Raw genomic sequence first — 21,089 nt, 5'->3', positions numbered from 1 at the left:
AAAGTTATTGATCTGCTTAACGAGGTGGCAGTCCAAGGGCAATACGGCCGTAGCGACTGATTCGTGTGATCTTCCAGGCAGGCGACCAGGTAACTTCAACCTTGACATCTTCGATACCCTCGATTTGTTTCAGACCTGCCACGATTTCGATAGGCAGGCTTTCGGCGCAATCGCAGGCGGTGTCAGTGAAGGTCATGACAATCTTGCAGAGACCCGTTTCGTCCAGATTGATTTCATAAATCAGCCCTAGATTGTACACATCCAATTCCACATCTGTATCAAAAACCTTCTCTAGTTTTTCGATAATTTGGTCTTGCAAGGCTAAAGCGCGGTCATTGATTTTGATATCCTCTCTCATTACAGTCCCTCCACGTGATAAATATCCTCTATTTTCTCATAATTCTGACAATTTGGCAAGTTTTTGATGAATTTTCTGAAAAAATATGATAATATAAAGAAAATGCAGAATTAAGGGGAAGCCTATGGAGCAGATTGGAAAAGTCTTTAGACAATTACGAGAGTCAAGAAATATCTCGCTGAGACAAGCAACTGGGGGACAATTTTCGCCGTCTATGTTGTCCCGATTTGAAACAGGCCAGAGTGAGCTTTCGGTGGAAAAGTTTTTATTTGCCCTAGAAAATATATCTGCCAGTGTAGAGGAAATCCTCTTTCTGGCGAGAGGGTTTCAGTATGATACAGATTCTGAGTTGAGAAAAGAAATCATAGATGTCTTGGATCCAAAGAATATAGCTCCGCTTGAGGACTTGTATCGCAGGGAGTATCAAAAGCATGCCCATTCTCAAAACAAACAGAAACATATTTTAAATGCCATTCTTATCAAGTCTTATATGAAGAGCATGGATGATACGGTAGAGTTAACGGCAGAGGAGGGGAAAGTCCTTCATGATTATTTGTTTTCTACCGAGATCTGGGGAATCTATGAACTCAATTTATTTTCAGTCAGTTCACCATTTCTATCTGTTTCTCTTTTCACTAGGTATGTTAGAGAGATGGTACGTAAATCTGATTTCCTAATGGAAATGTCTGGCAATCGAAACCTTTTTCACACTATACTATTGAATGGCTTTTTAGCCAGCATTGAGTGTGAAGAATTTACCAATGCCTCTTATTTTAAACGTGTTATCGAAGAGCATTTCTACAATGAAAATGAAACCTATTTCCGAATTGTCTATTTGTGGGCGGAAGGTCTCCTTGATAGCAAGCAAGGCAGAGTCAAGGAAGGTCAGAAAAAGATGGAAGATGCTGTCCGTATTTTTGAGATGCTTGGCTGTAATAAATCTGCCGAATACTATAGAAATACGACCGATTGTTGAATATCTGCAAACTAAGAAAATTATTTAAAATTTGAAGCGATAGAATTGTTGAGCTCTCACAAGTTATCAAAGAAGTTCTATCGTTTTTTTGCTCATTTTGTTTGTTGCATATATTCAAAAGTTTTTCCTCTAGAATTTCTAAGTGCTATACTATAGTCATACTTCACATAAAACTTCGAACAAGAAGGGAGATTATCTATGAAACTATTGTTTAGAAACCAAGCTTATCGACTCTTGACTTTGTCACGTTTCTTCAATGCTTTTGGTGCTTCAATTTTCAATCTGGTCTTTATCGTTTATGCATCGACCTTGCCACAAGCCTCTTTTGCGGTTGCTATGGCGAATATTGTCATGCTTCTTCCTACTCTCTTTACAGTTTTTGTAGGGATTCGAGCAGATTACACGAGGGACAAGGTCAAATGGATGGTCTATAGCGGTTTGTTTCAGGCGGTTTTATTTTTTCTAGCAGCCCTAGTTGTTCAGCAAGCTAGTTTATTTGCCTTTTCTAGCCTGTGTTTGATCAACGTCATTAGTGATGTGATTAGTGATTTTGCAGGTGGCTTGCGCATGCCTCTTATTAAGGAGAAAGTAGCTGAAGATGATCTGATGGAAGCTTACTCTTTTTCCCAGTTCATCACCTATATTTCAGCTATTGGTGGTCAAGCTTTTGGAGTCTGGCTCTTAGGTCTATCGGTCAACAATTTTTCTCTCGTTGCGGGAATCAATGCCTGTTTTTTCCTCGCATCAGCCTCTATTCTCTTTTTAGGAAAAAGCAAATTAAGACTGTCAATGTCATCTGCTGATGGTGAAATTCTAAAAAATGAGAAGCTTCCGATCAAAGAGCAGTTCCTAACGATTTATCGAAATTTACGTCTCGTTTTTCTTAAAGGTGGACAGAAAAACTTTGGATTCATGATCTTTGCTGTCTTGCTTATCAATGCCTTGGGTGGTTCCTTAGGGGGCATCTACAATATCTTCTTTTTGAGCCATTCTCTCTTGAATTTTTCTTACACAGAGGCGTTATTTATCAGTCAAGTCGGTGCTGTAGTAGCAGTCATCATCAGTAGCCTTACGGGCAATGATTATTTTGGGAAGCAGTCCTTGCCTAGATTGATGATGTGGGTGACCGTAGGACTTAGTCTAGTTGGTCTGGCTAATGTATTCAATCAAGTCGTGCTTGGTTTGCTATTTCTATTTTTAACTCTGTATATGTCTGGTAAAGTTCAACCAAAGATTAGTGCCATGCTCATGAAAAATCTAGCTCCAGAGATTCTAGCTCGTACCAGTAATTTTTTAGGTTTATTGTTTACCTTATCCATACCTGTGGGAACAGCCTGTTTTTCACTTATAGCTGTGTGGAATATACAGTTGACTTGGATGCTATTTGTTGGTCTCTCCTTGATAGCTATTCTTTTGACAGTTATTAATCTCAAAAATGATATCTAAATCCTAATTTTTTTCTCACTGTTTTAATCCCTCTATTTATGGTAAAATAAGACTATTAAGTTTAAAGAGGATTCCCTATGAAATTACAAAAACCAAAAGGAACGCAGGATATTTTACCTGCTGAATCTGCCAAATGGCAGTACGTTGAGGGCTTTGCCCGTGAGATTTTCAAGCGCTACAACTATGCAGAAGTGCGCACGCCTATTTTTGAGCATTACGAGGTTATCAGTCGCTCTGTCGGAGATACAACGGATATCGTAACCAAGGAAATGTACGATTTTTATGACAAGGGTGACCGTCATATTACCCTCCGTCCAGAAGGAACTGCGCCTGTTGTCCGTTCCTATGTGGAAAATAAACTTTTTGCTCCAGAAGTGCAAAAGCCAAGTAAATTCTACTACATGGGCCCTATGTTCCGCTATGAGCGTCCACAGGCAGGACGTTTGCGCCAGTTCCACCAGATTGGTGTTGAGTGTTTTGGATCTAGCAATCCAGCTACCGATGTGGAAACCATCGCTATGGCAGCCCATTTCTTGAAAGAAATCGGTATCCAAGGTGTCAAATTACATCTTAACACTCTTGGAAATCCTGAGAGCCGCGCGGCCTACCGCCAAGCCTTAATTGACTATTTGACACCGCTCAAGGAGACCTTGTCTAAGGATAGCCAACGTCGTTTGGAGGAAAATCCTCTCCGTGTCTTGGACTCTAAGGAAAAAGAAGACAAGGTAGCAGTAGAGAATGCGCCTTCTATCTTGGACTTCCTTGATGAAGAAAGTCAAGCTCATTTTGATGCGGTGCGTCAGATGTTGGAAAATCTTGGAGTAGACTACATCATCGATACCAATATGGTGCGTGGTCTAGACTACTACAACCACACCATTTTCGAGTTTATCACTGAGATTGAGGGCAATGACCTGACAGTCTGTGCAGGTGGTCGTTACGATGGTTTGGTTGCTTACTTTGGTGGCCCTGAAACTGCTGGATTTGGTTTTGGACTTGGTGTAGAGCGCCTGCTTCTCATTCTTGAGAAGCAAGGTGTGTCCCTTCCTATTGAAAATGCCCTAGATGTTTATATCGCAGTCTTGGGCGAAGGAGCAAATGTCAAGGCCTTGGAATTAGTACAGGCTCTTCGCCAACAAGGATTCAAAGCAGAGCGTGATTACCTCAACCGTAAGCTCAAAGCTCAGTTCAAGTCAGCCGATGTCTTTACGGCTAGGACCCTCATCACCCTAGGAGAGAGCGAAGTCGAAAGTGGACAAGTGACGGTTAAGAACAACCAAACCCGAGAAGAAGTGCAAGTGTCACTTGAGACAATCAGCCAAAACTTCTCAGAAATCTTTGAAAAACTAGGATTTTAATGATAGATAAACCGGTCAGGAACCTACTCCTGACCTTTTTCTTTTGCAAAATGACAAAAATCATAAACTTTTTGACAAATATGCTTGTCAAAAAGAAAAAGATGTGTTACAATGTAAGCAAGTTAAGAGAAAAGGAGAAAGGAGCTATGATGTGGGTAGTAGTATTTATACTATTTATGATTTTCTTTTATTCTAATAATTCTAATAAAATCAAGAAACTAGAGAATAAAATCAAAAAGCTTGAGCGAAAAGAGAAAGGAAACGCAGAAATGTCGAGATTATTGCAAGAAATGATTGGAAAGAAACCAATTATAACGGGAGTGTATATTGGGCCAGACAACTGGGAAGTTGTGGATGTTGATGAGGAATGGGTCAAACTACGTAGTGTTGATAAAAAGGGGAAAGAAAAATTCAAGTTGCAACGTATTGAGGATATCCAAACTGTTGAATTTGACGGAGAGTAGGTGTGTAACATGCAACTAAAAAATCGTTTAAAAGAGCTTCGGGCTCGCGATGGTCTCAACCAAACCGACCTAGCCAAGCTGGCAGGGGTTTCCAGACAGACCATTAGCCTACTAGAACGGGATGAGTACACCCCATCCATTATCATTGCCCTGAAAATATCTCAAATTTTCAACGAAACAGTCGAATCGGTATTTCGCTTGGAGGAGGACGAGTGATGAACAAGTATAAAGTGATTTATTACATGAGTGTTCTTGCACTTATTGTGAATGCTTTCGCTATGGTTGGAACATTACTGGGCTGGTTCTATTTTGTTGAAAGTAAGTATTTGTTTTGGATTAATTTAATCCTCTTATCCATTTTCAATTGGTTAAAGAAAAAGGAGAAAAATGATGAACAAGTATAAAGTAATCTATTATGTAGTTGTCGCAGCTCTATTAGTCAGCGTATTTCTACTGATTGGGATAGACTTAGGCTGGTTTAGTCCCTATCAAAGTGACCAATTTATTTGGGCCTACTTTGCTCTCATCCCAGTAGTTGAATGGATTGAAAAGAAATCAAAAAATCTAGCAAGTGAAAAAGGAGAATGAATATGAAAAAGAAAAAGAAACGTGGATTATTATTATTTTTAATGTCTATTGTCTTGGGAGGTTTCTTAGGCATGTTTGTAGGGATGTTTAAGGCACTTGCTGAATCCCACGGAATTATGTTAGATGTAAAAGTCTTGATACCATGGATATCAGCTATTTGTTTACTGTTAGGTTTCATTAGCATTCTTTTGACTTTCAATTTCTTAAAGAAAAGCAGAAAATTTCATTCCTTGTATCAAGAGGAAATGGATGATGATCTGAATGAAACCTATTATGTGCAAATGTATCGGAATCTCGAGTTTGGAACCATTGCTTTTAATATTGCAAGTGTAGCGATTTTATTGGCTCTTTTCATCTCAGGTAGTGAAGGGGTTGTACTAAATGGAAGCCATATAACCTTCTCTCTTTCTTTTTTGGCATTAGTGCTGATTTTCAGTGTTCAAAAATATCTTTTTAAGACCATTGCGATTGTTCGTCAGTTTGATTTGGTATTTTTCTCTACACCAAAGGATATCTTAGAGCATTTCGATTCTTACGATGAAGGGGAGCGCAAGGCTAATTTGGAACAGAGTTTTCGGATTTTATTCCAATTAAATCAGTATGTCTTACCAGGCTTATATATTTTTCTTTTTATCGTTTCTTTCTTGACAGGAGAAATTCAGCTACTAGCCTTCTTGCTTGTAGGAGTAATCCATATTTATATCAATGTGATGCAGTTACCTATGGTAAAACGCTATTTCAAATAAAGGAGTTTCTATGATTCGTGTTGAAAATGTAAGCAAAAGTTTTGGGAGCAAAAAAGCTCTTCACCAGATTTCTTTTGAGATTAAGGAGGGAGAAATCTTTGGTTTTCTTGGCCCTTCTGGCTCAGGTAAAACAACCATGATCAATGTCTTAACAGGTCAGTTGGCTGCAGATCAAGGTAAAACAGTTTTGTTAGGCAAGAATTCTCAAGATTTAACCTCAAATGATTTGGAACAAATTGGTATTGTTAGTGATGGCAGTGGTTTTTATGAAAAGATGAGTCTTTACAAAAATCTGCTCATCTATGCTAAGTTATATGGTCTCAAGTCAGATAGAGTAGTTCAGGTGCTTCAACAGGTTGGATTGGCAGATGCTAAAGATATTATCGCAGAAAAACTATCTACAGGAATGAAACAACGAATGTTCTTGGCTCGTGCCCTTCTGAATGCTCCTAAGATTCTCTTTCTAGATGAGCCAACCAGTGGTTTAGACCCTACAACATCTAAGATGATTCATACCCTACTACAAGAATTAAAGCAGGCGGGGACAACTATCTTTCTGACAACGCATGATATGCATGAAGCAACTCTGCTTTGTGATCGCTTATCTCTTTTGAATAAGGGAAACTTAATAGAGTATGGAAGTCCGCAAGATATCATCCAGAAGTACCATGTGGATAAGAAAGTACGTGTGGTTTATAATGATGGACGAGAACAGATAGTTCCTTTTGAAGAATTACCACATTTAGATACGACAGATTTGATGGTGGTTCACTCTTGTGAGCCAACTTTAGAAGAAATCTTTATCAGATTGACAGGAGAAAAGTTAGATGTTTAGAAAATTAAATGCCCTACTATGGTTAAGATTACAAGTTCTTATCAGCAATTCAACTTTGTTGGCGACTCTATTGATGCCTTTTGGAATAGCTGTTCTATATAATGAATTCTTCAATAAGAATGGAGAATTGAGTATGTTTCTCCTCTCTTCGAGTTTGACGATGGTCTTGAGTATGGGAAGTGGTTATATGGTATCGATTATGATGGCAGAAGATAAGGAAAAACGCAATCTTAAATCACTCATCCTAAGTGGTGTGACAGCAACAGAATATACTTTCAGTATGCTTGTTCTCCCTATTTTGATAATGTTATTTGCTATGATTGTACTGCCCATCTATCTTAAAGTAGATCTATCAAGTTACTTATTGGCCTATGTTATCTATTTAATCCTAGCAACTATTAGTATTATTTTTCTCAACCTTTTAATCGGTGCAGTGTCAGATACTCAGTCTAAAGCGCAAGTTTATAGTATCTTTCCTGTGTTTATCGTCTCTTTTTTACCCATGATTGCTCTTCAAAATGATACGGTTCAGAAAGTGTTGGATTACTCTTTTATTGGTCCAATTGTAAATCTTTTAAATAAAAAAGGTGGGGAAATATCTTTTTCTAATATTGGTATGTTACTTGCCTGGGTACTTGTGTTAGGAATAGCAAACCTCTTTGTATTGAAAAACAGCTATAAAGCAAGATAGGAGAACTTTATGAAACTACTTAAAAATTTTGGCTGGTTTCTTCTAGCCCTTCTATCCTTTTTATTCATCTATGGCTTCATTCAGGGGCTCGCGACTACTTCGCTTGCCTTAGGCGCTTCACCCTATGCTGTTACCCTACTCTATGTGGCCTTGGCTGGAGTTTATGTGTACGGTATTTACAAATGGTACCAGAAAGGTCCTGTTCATATTGAGAAGAGCGGATTTAACCGATTTATTTGGCTCCCTGCCTTGGTTTGGTTTTTATCTCTTGTCGTTCAATTCTTCTTGCCAAACGACCCTTCAGTAAATCAACAAATAGCGATAGACTTGACCTTGTCTCAACCACTTTTCTCATTCTTTGCGGTCGTTATTTTTGCTCCTTTGACGGAAGAACTTATCTTTAGAGGAATGTTGGCACGCTATCTCTTTCCTAAGCAGGACAATAGTAAACAAACTCTGATTTTTCTTCTGGTATCCAGTGTTTTGTTTGCCTTAGGTCATTTCCCAAGTGATGTGCAACAATTTTTTGTCTATTTTAGTCTTGGTTTTAGTTTGGGCTTGGCTTATATTAGCAGAAAAGGTCTGGTCTACAGTATTTCTCTCCACGCTTTGAATAATTTAGTCGGCTTTTTGATGATTCTCATGCTATAATAGAGTCAGGAGGTCACATGAAACGAGTAATTTTATTAGCAGTGATTCAAGCAGTTGTTCTATTTTTCATCATTGGGGCACTATCTTATGCCTTCAAGGGAGATTTCTTCTACAGTCATCTAGCAGTGGTCTTTGCCCCTATTGCCGGTATCTGGCGTTTTGGGACAGCTTACACAACGGAAATTGTCTTGCCTCGAAAGGCAGCTGAAATTGCTGAAAAGCGTAAAGCAGGCAAAAATTCAAAATAAAAGAGTCCGGTGAAGTTCATCGGATTTTTGTATGGGCGTTAATTTTTAAAGACTGGCAAACTTTTCTGCTGATTTTCATGAAGAGCCTGCGCTTTTATGGTAAAATAGTAACAGAATAAAAGAGGAGAGAAAACATGAAACGTAGTATGTATGCTGGTCGTGTTCGTGAGGAACACATCGGACAAGAAATAACCTTGAAAGGATGGGTTGGCCGTCGTCGTGACCTTGGTGGTTTGATCTTTATCGATCTTCGTGACCGTGAAGGAATCATGCAGTTGGTTATCAACCCTGAAAAAGTATCTGCAGAGGTCATGGCAACAGCTGAAAGCCTTCGTAGCGAATTTGTTATCGAGGTGACTGGACAGGTCGCTGCGCGTGAGCAAGCCAATGATAAGTTGCCAACTGGTGCAGTTGAGTTAAATGTAACAGCTCTGACAGTGCTGAATACAGCTAAGACAACCCCATTTGAGATTAAGGATGGTATTGAGGCCAATGACGATACGCGTTTGCGTTACCGTTACCTTGACCTTCGTCGTCCAGAAATGTTGGAAAATCTCAAGCTTCGTGCTAAGGTGACCCATTCTATCCGCAACTACTTGGATGAGTTGGAGTTTATCGACGTGGAGACACCATTCCTTTCCAAGTCAACGCCTGAAGGGGCGCGTGACTATTTGGTGCCATCTCGTGTGAATAAAGGGCATTTTTACGCTCTTCCTCAAAGTCCACAAATCACGAAACAGCTCTTGATGAATGCTGGTTTTGACCGTTACTACCAAATCGTTAAATGTTTCCGTGACGAGGACTTGCGTGGTGACCGCCAGCCTGAGTTCACTCAGGTCGACTTGGAAACATCTTTCCTTACTGAGCAAGAAATCCAAGATATCACAGAAGGCTTGATTGCGCGTGTCATGAAGGAAACTAAAGGCATCGAAGTGACGCTTCCATTCCCTCGTATGAAATACGATGATGCGATGGCTCTTTACGGTTCTGATAAACCTGATACGCGTTTTGACATGTTGCTTCAGGACTTGACAGAAGTGGTCAAAGGTGTAGACTTTAAAGTCTTTTCAGAAGCACCTGCTGTAAAAGCCATTGTGGTCAAAGGCGCTGCGGACAATTATTCACGTAAAGACATCGACAAGATGACAGAAGTAGCCAAACAGTATGGTGCCAAAGGTCTTGCTTGGGTTAAGGTTGTTGATGGAGAATTAAACGGACCAGTTGCTAAGTTCTTGACAGGTATCCAAGCAGAATTGACAAGAGCGCTTGCTCTTGAAGATAAGGACTTGGTTCTCTTTGTGGCAGATACGCTTGAAGTGGCCAATGCAACACTCGGTGCCCTTCGTGGACGTATTGCCAAAGAACTTGGCTTGATTGATAACGATAAATTCAACTTCCTTTGGGTGGTTGACTGGCCAATGTTTGAATGGTCTGAAGAAGAAGGTCGCTACATGAGCGCCCACCATCCATTCACTCTTCCACAGGAAGAGACTGCTCACGAATTAGAAGGTGATTTGGCTAAGGTTCGTGCCATTGCTTACGATATCGTCTTGAACGGTTATGAGCTTGGTGGTGGTAGCCTTCGTATCAACCAAAAAGACCTTCAAGAACGCATGTTCAAGGCTCTTGGTTTCTCAGCAGAAGAAGCAAATGACCAGTTTGGCTTCCTTCTTGAAGCCATGGACTATGGTTTCCCACCACATGGTGGCTTGGCTATCGGGCTTGACCGCTTTGTCATGCTCTTAGCAGGAGAAGAAAATATTCGTGAAGTTATTGCCTTCCCTAAGAACAACAAGGCAACTGACCCAATGACACAAGCTCCTTCAACAGTAGCTCTCAAACAACTAGAGGAACTCAGCTTACAAGTAGAAGAAGATGAAACAAGCAAAACGAATTAAGCGGTGGCGCTATTATCTGCGTCGCTTTGCTTATCAGATAAAAATTTTACGTGTCTTACAAAGCATCTCTCGAGAGAAGTATGATGAGAAAATTTCGGCCTCTCTGGTCTATGGATTTCTATCAGCAGTAGCGGTCAATTTCTTTTTCCAACCAGGGCATGTGTATTCGAGTGGTGCGACAGGTTTGGCACAGATTATCTCTGCCTTGAGTAATCACTGGTTTGGGTTTCATATTCCGATTTCGCTGACCTTCTACGCCATTAATTTTCCTTTGATGGTCTTGGCCTGGTATCAGATTGGGCATAAGTTCACTATTTTTACCTTTATCACGGTATCCATGAGTTCCTTCTTTATCCAGTTTGTCCCTGTGGCAACCTTGACGGAGGATCCTATTATTAATGCCCTTTTTGGGGGAGTTGTCATGGGCTTGGGGATTGGTTTTGCTCTTCGAAACAATATCTCCAGTGGTGGAACGGATATTGTCAGTCTGACCATTCGTAAGAAAACAGGTAAGAATGTCGGCAGTATTTCTTTCTTGGTAAATGGGACCATCATGTTGATAGCTGGTTTGACCTTTGGTTGGAAATACGCTCTCTATTCTATGATTACCATCTTTGTCTCTAGCCGTGTGACAGACGCAGTCTTTACTAAGCAAAAACGCATGCAGGCCATGATTGTGACCAATCATCCAGACAAAGTCATTGAAAAAATCCATAAAAAATTGCACCGCGGAGCAACTATGATCCACGATGCAGAAGGAACCTATAATCACGAAAGAAAGGCAGTTTTAATTACTGTTATTACACGTGCAGAGTTTAATGAATTTAAACAGATTATGAAACAGGTGGATCCAGGTGCCTTTGTCTCTGTATCGGAGAATGTTCATATTCTGGGACGATTCGTTGAAACAGAAAATTAGTAATCAAAAAAACCAGCTCGAGCTGGTTTTTATTTTTCAATAATTTTGTGGGCAATTAACTGACGGTAACAAATTTGTTTATTGCTTTTAGCATCGCTGATAATCTGGAGGATAGTTTCAAGGGAAACACGACCCAGTTCTAAGCTATTAATATCGACATAGGCCGCCAAGTTGAGCTTGGGATTGACTGAGTCGAAGCTGAGAACTGGGACATCCAGTTGGTGCTTAGCGATATAGTCACAGACCCCTTCGGCTAGGAGACTATCGGTTGTAATGATCGCATCAATCTGCGGGTCGTGCTGAAAGAGGAGTTTACTAAATTGATACCCTTTTTCTTCTAAGAACTCGGTTGCGAAATAGGTCAAATTTTCATCAATAGGCAGTTGGTGTTGTTTGAGTGCTGACTCATAGCCTGTTAAACGGTCTTGCGTTACGAAGAGTCGCTTAGTTCCTCCAATGAAGGCAATTCGTTTGCAGCCTTTTTTTATGAAATATTCGGTCGCATCAAAACCAGCTTGGACATTGTCGTTATCGACAAGAGGGATAAAGGGTGAAATGGATTTCCCTAGGATGAGGAAGGGGAACTGCTCATCAGCGACCAGTTTGACCAAGGGATCTTCCTCTTCGGCATAAAGGAAAATCAAACCATCCACACGTTTACCGTAAACCATCTGTGAAATAGCTTTAAGACGCTCTTTTTCGTCTTTACCTGTTGCAATCTGAATGGCATAGTGGTTTTCAGAGGCGACTTGGGCGATACCACGGAGAACAGATGGGAAGAAAGGATTTTGATAGAAGGCGTCTGAGTCGTCAGGAAGCACCAAGCCGATAACTTGGGTATAACTGCTTACCAAGCTACGAGCGTTGAGGTTGGGGTGGTAATTGAGCTCCTTCATAGCCTTGCGAACGCGTTTTTTTGTTTCGTCGCTAATGGTTGATTTATTTTGAATAACACGGGTTACGGTTGAAGGCGAAACACCAGCAGCCTTGGCCACGTCTTTAATCGTAACGGGCATAAAAATCTCCTATTTATGGTAATCTGGATCACGGAAATGCGTTTTATAAAAGATAGTGACCAGATATAGAACAAAAAGAATGTTTTGTACAGTAATCAGAGTTGTCATATTTTGGCCAAATAATCCCAAAATAAGTGTAATCAGAGTTGGTAATCCTAAACAGTTCAAGATAAAATGATAGCACTCTTTAAAGGTTCTAAATGAAAAGAGGCGTGATTTCTTAGTGATATAAAGGAGAAGACTCGCTCCTAGAGAGACGATAAAGAAATTCAAACCAAAGAGGAAGCTAGCACCGAGAACTAGGAAGAGACTGATATAGACACGATTTTGCTGATACCAGTCTTTAGAAATGGCTTGGGTCAAGCTGTCTTTACTTTTGAAACTCTCAGTCTCAATCGCTCGGTAAGAGATACGGGTCAGCTCTTTACTTTCCTTGCTGATGACGAGCTCATTCGTATCGAAATGCAGTTGCAAGTCCTTAGGTAATTCCTTACTTTGACTTGGACCGATCACGATAGAAGGCGCTTGACTAGCTGTTCCAGTATAAGTTAATTTGCCATCAACAATTGTAGCGTGTTCAGAGAGATCCTGTACAACCTTATCTGTCAATGGTTCATAGACATTATCGATAAAGGTTTCTAGCGGATAAGTCTCCTGCGAGCTGTTTTGGATGGCAATAGGTACCATAGACAAGCTGATAAGGAAGATACTGGTAAAGAGAAGCTGAAACCAGTTGAGTCCGAAACGTTTGGACAGGGGCTTACGAAATCCCCAAATACTTGAAAAATAGGAAAATGGATATGGAAGCATAGGTATCTTTCTAAAAGGTGTTTTCTATATGAGTATTATTATATAGAGAAATGTGCTTTATTTCAAGTCCAGGAGAAAAATTGCTTGTTACAAGGATAGTTTTATAGTCACAAGCTTCAAAATGAAAAAGGGTGGCGGGGATATATTATCCCTTGTCGCCACCACTTGTAAGTCCTGAAACAAAGTTCTTTTGTAGGAAGAAGAAGAGAATACAGATTGGAAGGGCGATGAGGATAGCACCTGCTGAGAAGTAGGCAATCTTCAAGTTCTTCGCATTGTTGACGAAGGTTTGGAGACCAACGGCAACAGTAAAGTATTCTTTCTCACGAAGCAAGAAACTAGAGAGGATGTAGTCCCCGAAAGGTCCCATGAAGGCCCAGAGAGCTTGTACGGCAACCATTGGGCGAACAAGTGGAAGAACAATTTGCCAGAAGCGACGGAAGTGTCCTGCACCGTCTAGTTTTGCAGATTCGTCTAGAGACATTGGCACTGTATCGAAGTAGCCTTTCATGAGCCAAGCATTCATCGGGATACCACCACCAACGTATAGGAAGATGAGGAACCAGCTGTGGTTAAGGGCGTTCAACATAAGCGCCATAACGAAGAAGGCTGTCAAAGCGGCCATGGTTGGCACCATTTGGATAATCAAGAAGAAGACCAAACTTTGTTTACGAGCCAAGAAGTTGTAACGGCTGTAGGCATAACCAGCAAGTACGATGATACTTGTTTGAACCGCCATGGTAACCAAGGCGATGATCAAGGTATTGAGATACCAAGTACCGTATAGAGTTTCAGTAAAGAGTCCTTTAAAGTTATCAAAATTGAAGTCGATGTTAGTATCAAGTTTAAAGGCTGCGACGTTACCTGCTTTAAAGGCTGACATGATGGTAATCAACAGTGGATAGATAATCACGATTGATAGACCAATCAAGTAGAGGTAAGTAAGGGTTTGAGTCAGTCTACGTTTGAGTTTAATTGAGTTATTCATCTTAGACGTCCTCCATATCAAATGCGTGTAGTTTCTTGAATGCGATCATAGAGATTGAGATGACAATGATAGAGATAATCAAGGTAACAGCTGCCGCCATTGAGTATTGAGGAGATGTACCTGTTGTCAAACGGTAGATCCATGAGATCAAGATATCAGTTGAACCAGCTCCCCCTCCGACACTACCAGGACCTCCACCATTGAAGAGGTACATGATAGAGAAGTTGTTAAAGTTGAAGGTGTATTGGCTAATCAAAGTAGGTGCAGCAACAGCCAAGATCATTGGGAAAGTGATGTTGCGGAATTTTTGCCAAGCATTAGCACCGTCAATATAAGCTGCTTCGTAAAGGTCGTTAGGAATAGATTGCAAGATACCCAAGGTCAAAACGTAGATATATGGGAATCCAAGCCAACCTTGCATCATAATCAAGGCAATCTTAGTCCAAGTTGGGTCTGTTTTCCAAGGAATAAGAGCACCATCAAGGAAAGGAAGGAATTTAGCCAAGATTGGCAATACTTGAGTGTTGATAGCACCAACACTATCGTTAAACATGTTTGAGAATGTCAAGATAGTGATGAAGGCTGGGACAGCCCAAGGAAGAAGGAAAATAACACCGAAGATACGTTTTCCTTTGATAAATGGTTGGTTAGCAATGATAGCTGTGAAGATACCAATGACGATCTGTAAAGTTGAGGCAGATAAAGCCCAGATGATAGTCCAAGAAAGGACGGCACCAAAGGCAGAACGGAAGGTACTCAAGCTCCAAATGTTTGTAAAGTTGGTCAAACCAACCCAGTCCAACAATTTGTTTGGTGGCAAGTGTTGGAAGTCGTAGTTGGTAAAGGCGATCATCAAGGTTACGATAACTGGGAAGATAATCGCAAAAGTCATGGCAATGTAAGATGGAATGATTAAGAGGTAAGGGAAGCCATTTTCATAGATTCCTTTGACCATTTCTTTAAAGGTAAGTGCTACTGGTATGCCATTGTTAATGTGTTTGGCAGTTGTATGTGCGTCTTTGATATTTGCGAAATAAAAGAGTACATAAACAACTACAAAGATTAAATGGAAGGCACCACGAATCAGCATAAAGAGGGAATTATCACGACCTGGTTTGTCACCAAGAGTGATGAGATTGCTCAATTCAGGGGCTGCAAGTGCTAGGAAGTAAAGGACGAATACGATGGTTACACCAAGGAAGATAAAACCTTTGGCTTTTTGTTTATTGTAAATCTGTCCTAACCCAGGAATGATAGACAGCAGAGCTGCTTTACTAGGTTGTTGCTTTTCCATAATAACTCCTTTCATAGGATACTGGTTTCTAATTAAAACCTAAACTATATATGTTTTTGATTGATAAATTCAAAGGGGGATTTGATTTCCACCCCCCTTGAACAAATTTTTTATTCACCAAATTTTTGTTTGATTGTTTCTTTGATCAATGTTACAGCGTCGTTAGCAGCTGTTTTCGCATCTTTCTTACCACTTACAGCATCAAAGAGCATAGTTTTCGCTGGATCCCAAACTGCAGACATTTGAGAAATGTTTGGCATTGGTTGAGCGTTCTTGAACTGTTTGATAACAGCTGTTGTCAACTCATCATTTTTACCTTCAGCATATGTACGAGCTTCAGTGTTAGCTGGGATTTCGTTAGTTGTATCGTAGAAGGCTTTTTGTTCTTCAGTTGAAACAAGGAAGTCTACAAATTTTTGAGCGCCTTCAAGGTTCTTAGTGCTTGATGGGATGATCCAAGCTTTACCACCACCGAATGCAGCATATTCTTTTCCATTTGGAAGAGTTGGGATAGTTGCAACACCGTAGTTTACTTTAGCATCTTTAAAGGCTTGAGCTTTCCAAGGTCCGTCGATGATAGCAGCTGTTTTACCTTCTTGGAATTGAGTTTGGATTAAGTTGCCAGCACCTTCAGTATCTTGCATACCTTTAGGCCATTTTTCATACCAAGATTTAGCGTAGTTGATACCTGCGATAGAACCGTCGTTTGCAAGACCGATATCTTTAGCGTCTTTACCGTTTTGTCCGAATACGTAAGCACCGTTACCAGCAAGAAGTCCATATGCATAGTAGAAGTTTGTCCAGTCAGCTAGGAAAGCAGAAGTTTTTCCATCTTCTCCAGCGAAGGCATATTTGCTATCTTTAGCAAGGTTTTCTAAGTCAGCAAAAGTTTTTGGAGCTTCTTTTACCAAGTCTTTGTTGTAGTACATAACAAGTGACTCGATAACAGCAGGAGCACCGTAAACTTTACCATCAGCAGCTGTTACAAGAGATTTAGTTTTATCATCTGTTTTAGCGCCGTCGCTCAATTTAACTTCTGAAAGTTGTCCGTCAGTACCAAGGCTACCTACACGGTCGTATGGAGCCATCATAACGTCAGCAGCTTGACCTGATTGGTTGTCAAGAGAAAGTTTGTCAAGCCCACCCATTTGGTCTCCTGTTTTGATGGTAACTTTTACGCCAGCTTCTTTTTCGTAAGCTTTTGCAGCTGATTCAGCAAAGGCTTTATATTGGTCTTCAACGTAGAAAGTGAGTTCTTTCGCTTCAGATGAACCAGAATCAGCAGGCTTATCAGCAGTTTTGCTTCCGCAAGCTACCAAAAGCAAGCTAGCAAGTGTAGCAGTTCCAAGCACAGCAGCGCTCTTCATGAATTTAGATGACATAGTGTATTCCTCCTAAAGAATAACAAATTTTATAATGAGGAAACGCAAACGTTTTCCTTTATGTGACTAGTATAGCACAATCAGAAAGCGGTTGCAAGTGTTTTTTGTAAAAATTTTTAAAAAAATTGTAAAAAAAGTAACCGCTTCATCGTTATATAATAGTAGAAAATCTCAAAAATCGGTTTTGTTTTAAATTTAAAAAAGTTGAGAAAACGATTGCCTAATTTACAAATGGAAAGCAGAGAGGACTCTCACTTTATTTTTGCTTAATAAGATAAGTGAAACCCTTATTCCTATTTTGTTTGTTTCCTGAAAGGATATATATACAAGTAAGAAGAAAAAATTTAAAAAAATAATCAAAAAAGTTATTTAAAACCGCTTGCATTTATCAAGGAAATGAGTTATACTAGTAATAGCGCAAACGTTTGCGTTCATAAAAATGTAATATCTAACTATAAACACATGAGGTGCTTATTATGAAAAAACGTCAAAGTGGTGTGTTGATGCACATTTCTTCTCTTCCAGGGGCATACGGAATCGGATCATTTGGTAAAAGTGCTTACGACTTCGTTGATTTCTTGGTTCGCACAAAACAACGTTACTGGCAAATCCTTCCACTAGGAACAACTAGTTACGGAGACTCTCCTTACCAATCTTTCTCAGCCTTCGCAGGGAACACTCATTTTATCGATTTAGATATCTTGGTGAAACAAGGCTTGTTGCAAGCAAGTGACCTTGAAGGAGTTGACTTTGGTAGTGATGCGTCTGAAGTTGATTATGCGAAAATCTACTATGCACGTCGTCCTCTTTTAGAAAAAGCGGTAAAACGTTTCTTGGAAGTAGGAGATGTTAAGGATTTTGAGAAATTCGCTCAAGACAACCAATCATGGCTTGAACTCTTTGCAGAGTATATGGCTATTAAAGAGCATTTTGACAATCTTGCTTGGACTGAATGGCCAGATGCAGATGCTCGTGCTCGTAAAGCTTCAGCACTTGAAAGCTACCGTGAGCAATTGGCAGACAAGTTGGTTTACCACCGTGTGACTCAATACTTCTTCTTCCAACAATGGTTGAAATTGAAAGCTTACGCTAACGACAACCACATCGAAATCGTTGGGGACATGCCAATCTATGTAGCGGAAGATTCAAGCGATATGTGGGCAAATCCACATCTCTTCAAGACAGATGTCAACGGTAAGGCAACTTGCATCGCAGGATGCCCACCAGATGAGTTTTCTGCAACTGGTCAGCTTTGGGGTAACCCAATCTATGACTGGGAAGCAATGGACAAAGACGGCTACAAATGGTGGATTGAACGCTTGCGTGAAAGCTTCAAAATCTACGACATCGTTCGTATCGACCACTTCCGTGGTTTCGAATCTTACTGGGAAATCCCTGCTGGTTCTGATACAGCAGCACCTGGTGAGTGGGTGAAAGGTCCTGGCTACAAGCTTTTTGCAGCCGTTAAGGAAGAGCTTGGTGAGCTAAACATCATCGCAGAAGACCTTGGTTTCATGACAGACGAAGTTATCGAATTGCGTGAACGTACTGGCTTCCCAGGAATGAAGATTCTTCAATTTGCTTTCAACCCAGAAGATGAAAGTATCGATAGCCCACACTTGGCACCTGCTAACTCAGTTATGTACACAGGAACACACGATAACAATACGGTCCTTGGTTGGTACCGTAACGAGATCGATGATGCGACTCGTGAGTACATGGCTCGCTACACTAACCGTAAAGAATACGAAACAGTGCCACACGCTATGCTTCGTACAGTCTTTTCATCAGTTAGCTTCATGGCAATTGCAACTATGCAAGATTTGCTAGAATTGGATGAGGCGGCTCGTATGAACTTCCCATCTACCCTTGGTGGAAACTGGTCTTGGCGTATGACTGAAGATCAATTGACACCAGCTGTCGAGGAAGGCTTGCTTGACTTGACAACAATCTATCGCCGAATCAATGAAAATTTGGTAGATTTAAAGAAATAATACAATATCAGGAGACACCTTAAACATGTTATCACTACAAGAATTTGTACAAAATCGTTACAATAAAACCATTGCAGAATGTAGCAATGAAGAGCTTTACCTGGCTCTTCTTAACTACAGCAAGCTTGCAAGCAGCCAAAAACCAGTTAACACTGGTAAGAAAAAAGTTTACTACATCTCAGCTGAGTTCTTGATTGGTAAACTCTTGTCAAACAACTTGATCAACCTTGGTCTTTACGACGATGTTAAAAAAGAACTTGCTGCTGCAGGTAAAGACTTGATCGAAGTTGAAGAAGTTGAATTAGAACCCTCTCTTGGTAATGGTGGTTTGGGACGTTTGGCTGCCTGCTTTATCGACTCAATTGCTACTCTTGGTTTGAACGGTGACGGTGTTGGTCTTAACTACCACTACGGTCTTTTCCAACAAGTTCTTAAAAACAACCAACAAGAAACAATTCCAAATGCATGGTTGACAGAGCAAAACTGGTTGGTTCGCTCAAGCCGTAGCTACCAAGTGCCATTCGCTCACTTCACATTGACATCAACTCTTTACGATATCGATGTACCTGGTTACAAGACAGAAACTAAGAACCGCTTGCGTTTGTTTGACTTGGATTCAGTTGATTCTTCTATCATCGAAGATGGTATCAACTTTGATAAGACGGACATCGCTCGCAACTTGACTCTTTTCCTTTACCCAGATGATAGTGACCGTCAAGGTGAATTGCTCCGTATCTTCCAACAATACTTCATGGTTTCAAACGGTGCGCAATTGATCATCGACGAAGCAATCGAAAAAGGAAGCAACTTGCATGACCTTGCTGACTACGCAGTTGTACAAATCAACGATACTCACCCATCAATGGTTATCCCTGAATTGATCCGCCTTTTGACTGCACGTGGTATCGAGCTTGACGAAGCAATCTCAATTGTTCGTAGCATGACTGCCTACACTAACCACACAATCCTTGCTGAAGCCCTTGAAAAATGGCCTCTTGAATTCTTGCAAGAAGTGGTTCCTCACTTGGTACCAATCATTGAAGAATTGGACCGTCGCGTGAAAGCAGAAGTGAAAGATCCAGCTGTTCAAATTATCGATGAGAGCGGACGTGTTCACATGGCTCACATGGATATCCACTACGGATACAGTGTTAACGGGGTAGCAGCACTTCACACTGAAATCTTGAAAAATTCTGAGTTGAAAGCTTTCTACGATCTTTACCCAGAAAAATTCAACAACAAAACAAACGGTATCACTTTCCGTCGTTGGCTCATGCATGCTAACCCAAGCTTGTCTCACTACTTGGATGAGATTCTTGGAGAAGGTTGGCACCATGAAGCAGATGAGCTTGAGAAACTCTTGTCATACGAAGACAAAGCAGCTGTCAAAGAAAAATTGGAAAGCATCAAGGCTCACAACAAACGTAAATTGGCTCGTCACTTGAAAGAACACCAAGGTGTGGAAATCAATCCAAACTCTATCTTTGACATCCAAATCAAACGTCTTCACGAGTACAAACGCCAACAAATGAACGCTTTGTACGTGATCCACAAATACCTTGACATCAAAGCTGGTAACATTCCTGCTCGTCCAATCACAATCTTCTTTGGTGGTAAGGCAGCTCCAGCCTACACAATCGCTCAAGACATCATCCACTTGATACTTTGCATGTCAGAAGTTATTGCTAACGATCCAGCAGTAGCTCCACACTTGCAAGTCGTTATGGTTGAAAACTACAACGTTACTGCAGCAAGCTTCCTTATCCCAGCATGTGATATCTCAGAACAAATCTCACTTGCTTCTAAAGAAGCTTCAGGTACTGGTAACATGAAATTCATGTTGAACGGAGCTTTGACTCTTGGTACTATGGACGGTGCTAACGTGGAAATCGCTGAGTTGGTTGGCGATGAAAACATCTACATCTTCGGTGAAGATTCAGAAACTGTTATCGACCTTTACGCAAAAGCAGCTTACAAATCAAGCGAATTCTACGCTCGTAAAGCTATCAAACCATTGGTTGACTTCATCGTTAGCGATGCAGTTCTTGCAGCTGGAAACAAAGAGCGCTTGGAACGTCTTTACAATGAATTGATCAACAAAGACTGGTTCATGACTCTTCTTGACTTGGAAGACTACATCAAAGTGAAAGAGCAAATGCTTGCTGACTACGAAGACCGTGACGCATGGTTGGATAAAGTCATCGTTAACATTTCTAAAGCAGGATTCTTCTCATCTGACCGTACAATCGCTCAGTACAACGAAGATATCTGGCACTTGAATTAAGATACAAGTTTATACGAATAAGATTTGTAAAAAGCGAATTTCGATTGAAATTCGCTTTTTTTTTGAATACTGTGGATTTGGCTCAATCATGTCTTAAAAGAAGAGAAATCATAGATACAGTTAAGGCTTAGAAATACTGCTTT

The 21,089-nt window shown here is 40.5% G+C and carries 22 protein-coding genes; 16 read left to right on the top strand and 6 right to left on the bottom strand.

All coding sequences use genetic code 11. From position 1 onward, the window contains the following. Positions 1-16: 16 nt before the first annotated feature. A complete protein-coding gene (locus D8848_RS08425) occupies positions 17-358 on the bottom strand; it encodes a metal-sulfur cluster assembly factor (protein ID WP_001206380.1) in 342 nt (113 codons plus the stop codon). A 124-nt stretch (positions 359-482) separates the two neighbouring features. Here D8848_RS08425 and rgg point away from each other — a divergent pair, with 124 nt between their 5' ends. The 14 genes from rgg to D8848_RS08350 all read left to right on the top strand — a co-directional run bounded on the left by rgg (position 483) and on the right by D8848_RS08350 (position 11,178). After that, the gene (rgg, locus tag D8848_RS08415; protein ID WP_125443465.1) at positions 483-1,334 is read left to right on the top strand and encodes a quorum-sensing system transcriptional regulator Rgg; all 852 of its coding nucleotides are present in this window, start codon (positions 483-485) and stop codon (positions 1,332-1,334) included. Positions 1,335-1,532: 198 nt separating this feature from the next. Beyond that, positions 1,533-2,780 carry an MFS transporter gene (locus tag D8848_RS08410; protein ID WP_125443464.1) on the top strand — a complete coding sequence of 416 codons (1,248 nt, stop codon included), beginning with the start codon at positions 1,533-1,535 and terminating at the stop codon, positions 2,778-2,780. Between the two features lie 77 nt (positions 2,781-2,857). Next, positions 2,858-4,138: a histidine--tRNA ligase gene (gene hisS, locus D8848_RS08405; protein WP_125443463.1), complete on the top strand. Its 1,281-nt coding sequence runs from the start codon at positions 2,858-2,860 to the stop codon at positions 4,136-4,138. Continuing rightward, the gene (locus D8848_RS08400) at positions 4,138-4,602 is read left to right on the top strand and encodes a hypothetical protein (protein WP_125443462.1); all 465 of its coding nucleotides are present in this window, start codon (positions 4,138-4,140) and stop codon (positions 4,600-4,602) included. The genes hisS and D8848_RS08400 overlap by 1 nt, the downstream gene beginning before the upstream one ends. A gap of 9 nt (positions 4,603-4,611) precedes the next feature. Then, the gene (locus D8848_RS08395; protein WP_001176227.1) at positions 4,612-4,818 is read left to right on the top strand and encodes a helix-turn-helix transcriptional regulator; all 207 of its coding nucleotides are present in this window, start codon (positions 4,612-4,614) and stop codon (positions 4,816-4,818) included. Next, positions 4,818-5,006 carry a hypothetical protein gene (locus D8848_RS08390; protein ID WP_125443461.1) on the top strand — a complete coding sequence of 63 codons (189 nt, stop codon included), beginning with the start codon at positions 4,818-4,820 and terminating at the stop codon, positions 5,004-5,006. The genes D8848_RS08395 and D8848_RS08390 overlap by 1 nt, the downstream gene beginning before the upstream one ends. After that, positions 4,993-5,190, top strand: coding sequence for a hypothetical protein (locus D8848_RS08385; RefSeq protein ID WP_185756878.1), 198 nt, complete (start codon positions 4,993-4,995; stop codon positions 5,188-5,190). The genes D8848_RS08390 and D8848_RS08385 overlap by 14 nt, the downstream gene beginning before the upstream one ends. Positions 5,191-5,192: 2 nt before the next feature. After that, positions 5,193-5,936, top strand: a complete 744-nt coding sequence (locus D8848_RS08380) for a DUF3169 family protein (RefSeq protein ID WP_185756877.1) — start codon at positions 5,193-5,195, stop codon at positions 5,934-5,936. A gap of 10 nt (positions 5,937-5,946) precedes the next feature. Further along, positions 5,947-6,771 (top strand): ABC transporter ATP-binding protein, encoded by an 825-nt coding sequence (locus D8848_RS08375; RefSeq protein ID WP_102211534.1) that lies wholly within the window; start codon positions 5,947-5,949, stop codon positions 6,769-6,771. Continuing rightward, positions 6,764-7,462: an ABC transporter permease gene (locus D8848_RS08370; protein ID WP_000488852.1), complete on the top strand. Its 699-nt coding sequence runs from the start codon at positions 6,764-6,766 to the stop codon at positions 7,460-7,462. Before D8848_RS08375 ends, D8848_RS08370 begins: the two co-directional genes overlap by 8 nt. Positions 7,463-7,471: 9 nt before the next feature. After that, complete coding sequence (locus tag D8848_RS08365; RefSeq protein ID WP_125443458.1) at positions 7,472-8,113, top strand: CPBP family intramembrane glutamic endopeptidase; 642 nt, start codon at positions 7,472-7,474, stop codon at positions 8,111-8,113. Between the two features lie 17 nt (positions 8,114-8,130). Continuing rightward, complete coding sequence (locus D8848_RS08360) at positions 8,131-8,361, top strand: hypothetical protein (protein WP_000832188.1); 231 nt, start codon at positions 8,131-8,133, stop codon at positions 8,359-8,361. A gap of 134 nt (positions 8,362-8,495) precedes the next feature. Continuing rightward, on the top strand, positions 8,496-10,259 hold the full coding sequence (gene aspS, locus D8848_RS08355) for an aspartate--tRNA ligase (protein ID WP_125443457.1): 1,764 nt from the start codon (positions 8,496-8,498) through the stop codon (positions 10,257-10,259). Next, complete coding sequence (locus D8848_RS08350; protein ID WP_125443456.1) at positions 10,237-11,178, top strand: YitT family protein; 942 nt, start codon at positions 10,237-10,239, stop codon at positions 11,176-11,178. Before aspS ends, D8848_RS08350 begins: the two co-directional genes overlap by 23 nt. A 29-nt stretch (positions 11,179-11,207) precedes the next feature. Here D8848_RS08350 and D8848_RS08345 read toward each other — a convergent pair whose 3' ends face one another. The 5 genes from D8848_RS08345 to D8848_RS08325 all read right to left on the bottom strand — a co-directional run bounded on the left by D8848_RS08345 (position 11,208) and on the right by D8848_RS08325 (position 16,668). Further along, positions 11,208-12,194 carry a LacI family DNA-binding transcriptional regulator gene (locus D8848_RS08345; RefSeq protein WP_125443455.1) on the bottom strand — a complete coding sequence of 329 codons (987 nt, stop codon included), beginning with the start codon at positions 12,192-12,194 and terminating at the stop codon, positions 11,208-11,210. Positions 12,195-12,203: 9 nt separating this feature from the next. Continuing rightward, positions 12,204-13,004, bottom strand: a complete 801-nt coding sequence (locus D8848_RS08340) for a DUF1189 domain-containing protein (protein WP_125410152.1) — start codon at positions 13,002-13,004, stop codon at positions 12,204-12,206. A 145-nt stretch (positions 13,005-13,149) separates the two neighbouring features. Beyond that, positions 13,150-13,992, bottom strand: coding sequence for a sugar ABC transporter permease (locus D8848_RS08335; RefSeq protein WP_001065642.1), 843 nt, complete (start codon positions 13,990-13,992; stop codon positions 13,150-13,152). A 1-nt stretch (position 13,993) separates the two neighbouring features. Then, positions 13,994-15,286 (bottom strand): sugar ABC transporter permease, encoded by a 1,293-nt coding sequence (locus D8848_RS08330; RefSeq protein WP_031237127.1) that lies wholly within the window; start codon positions 15,284-15,286, stop codon positions 13,994-13,996. 110 nt (positions 15,287-15,396) lie between these two features. Further along, complete coding sequence (locus tag D8848_RS08325; protein ID WP_023947615.1) at positions 15,397-16,668, bottom strand: extracellular solute-binding protein; 1,272 nt, start codon at positions 16,666-16,668, stop codon at positions 15,397-15,399. A gap of 476 nt (positions 16,669-17,144) precedes the next feature. Here D8848_RS08325 and malQ point away from each other — a divergent pair, with 476 nt between their 5' ends. Beyond that, complete coding sequence (malQ, locus tag D8848_RS08320; protein ID WP_125443454.1) at positions 17,145-18,662, top strand: 4-alpha-glucanotransferase; 1,518 nt, start codon at positions 17,145-17,147, stop codon at positions 18,660-18,662. 25 nt (positions 18,663-18,687) lie between these two features. Further along, a complete protein-coding gene (gene glgP / locus D8848_RS08315; RefSeq protein ID WP_125443453.1) occupies positions 18,688-20,946 on the top strand; it encodes a glycogen/starch/alpha-glucan family phosphorylase in 2,259 nt (752 codons plus the stop codon). Positions 20,947-21,089 lie beyond the last annotated feature (143 nt).

The sequence above is a fragment of the Streptococcus mitis genome, assembly GCF_003942775.1.
Lineage (GTDB): Bacteria > Bacillota > Bacilli > Lactobacillales > Streptococcaceae > Streptococcus > Streptococcus mitis_CN.
Note: the sequence above shows the minus strand (reverse complement) of the source record. Positions and strands in the feature narration are given on the sequence as shown.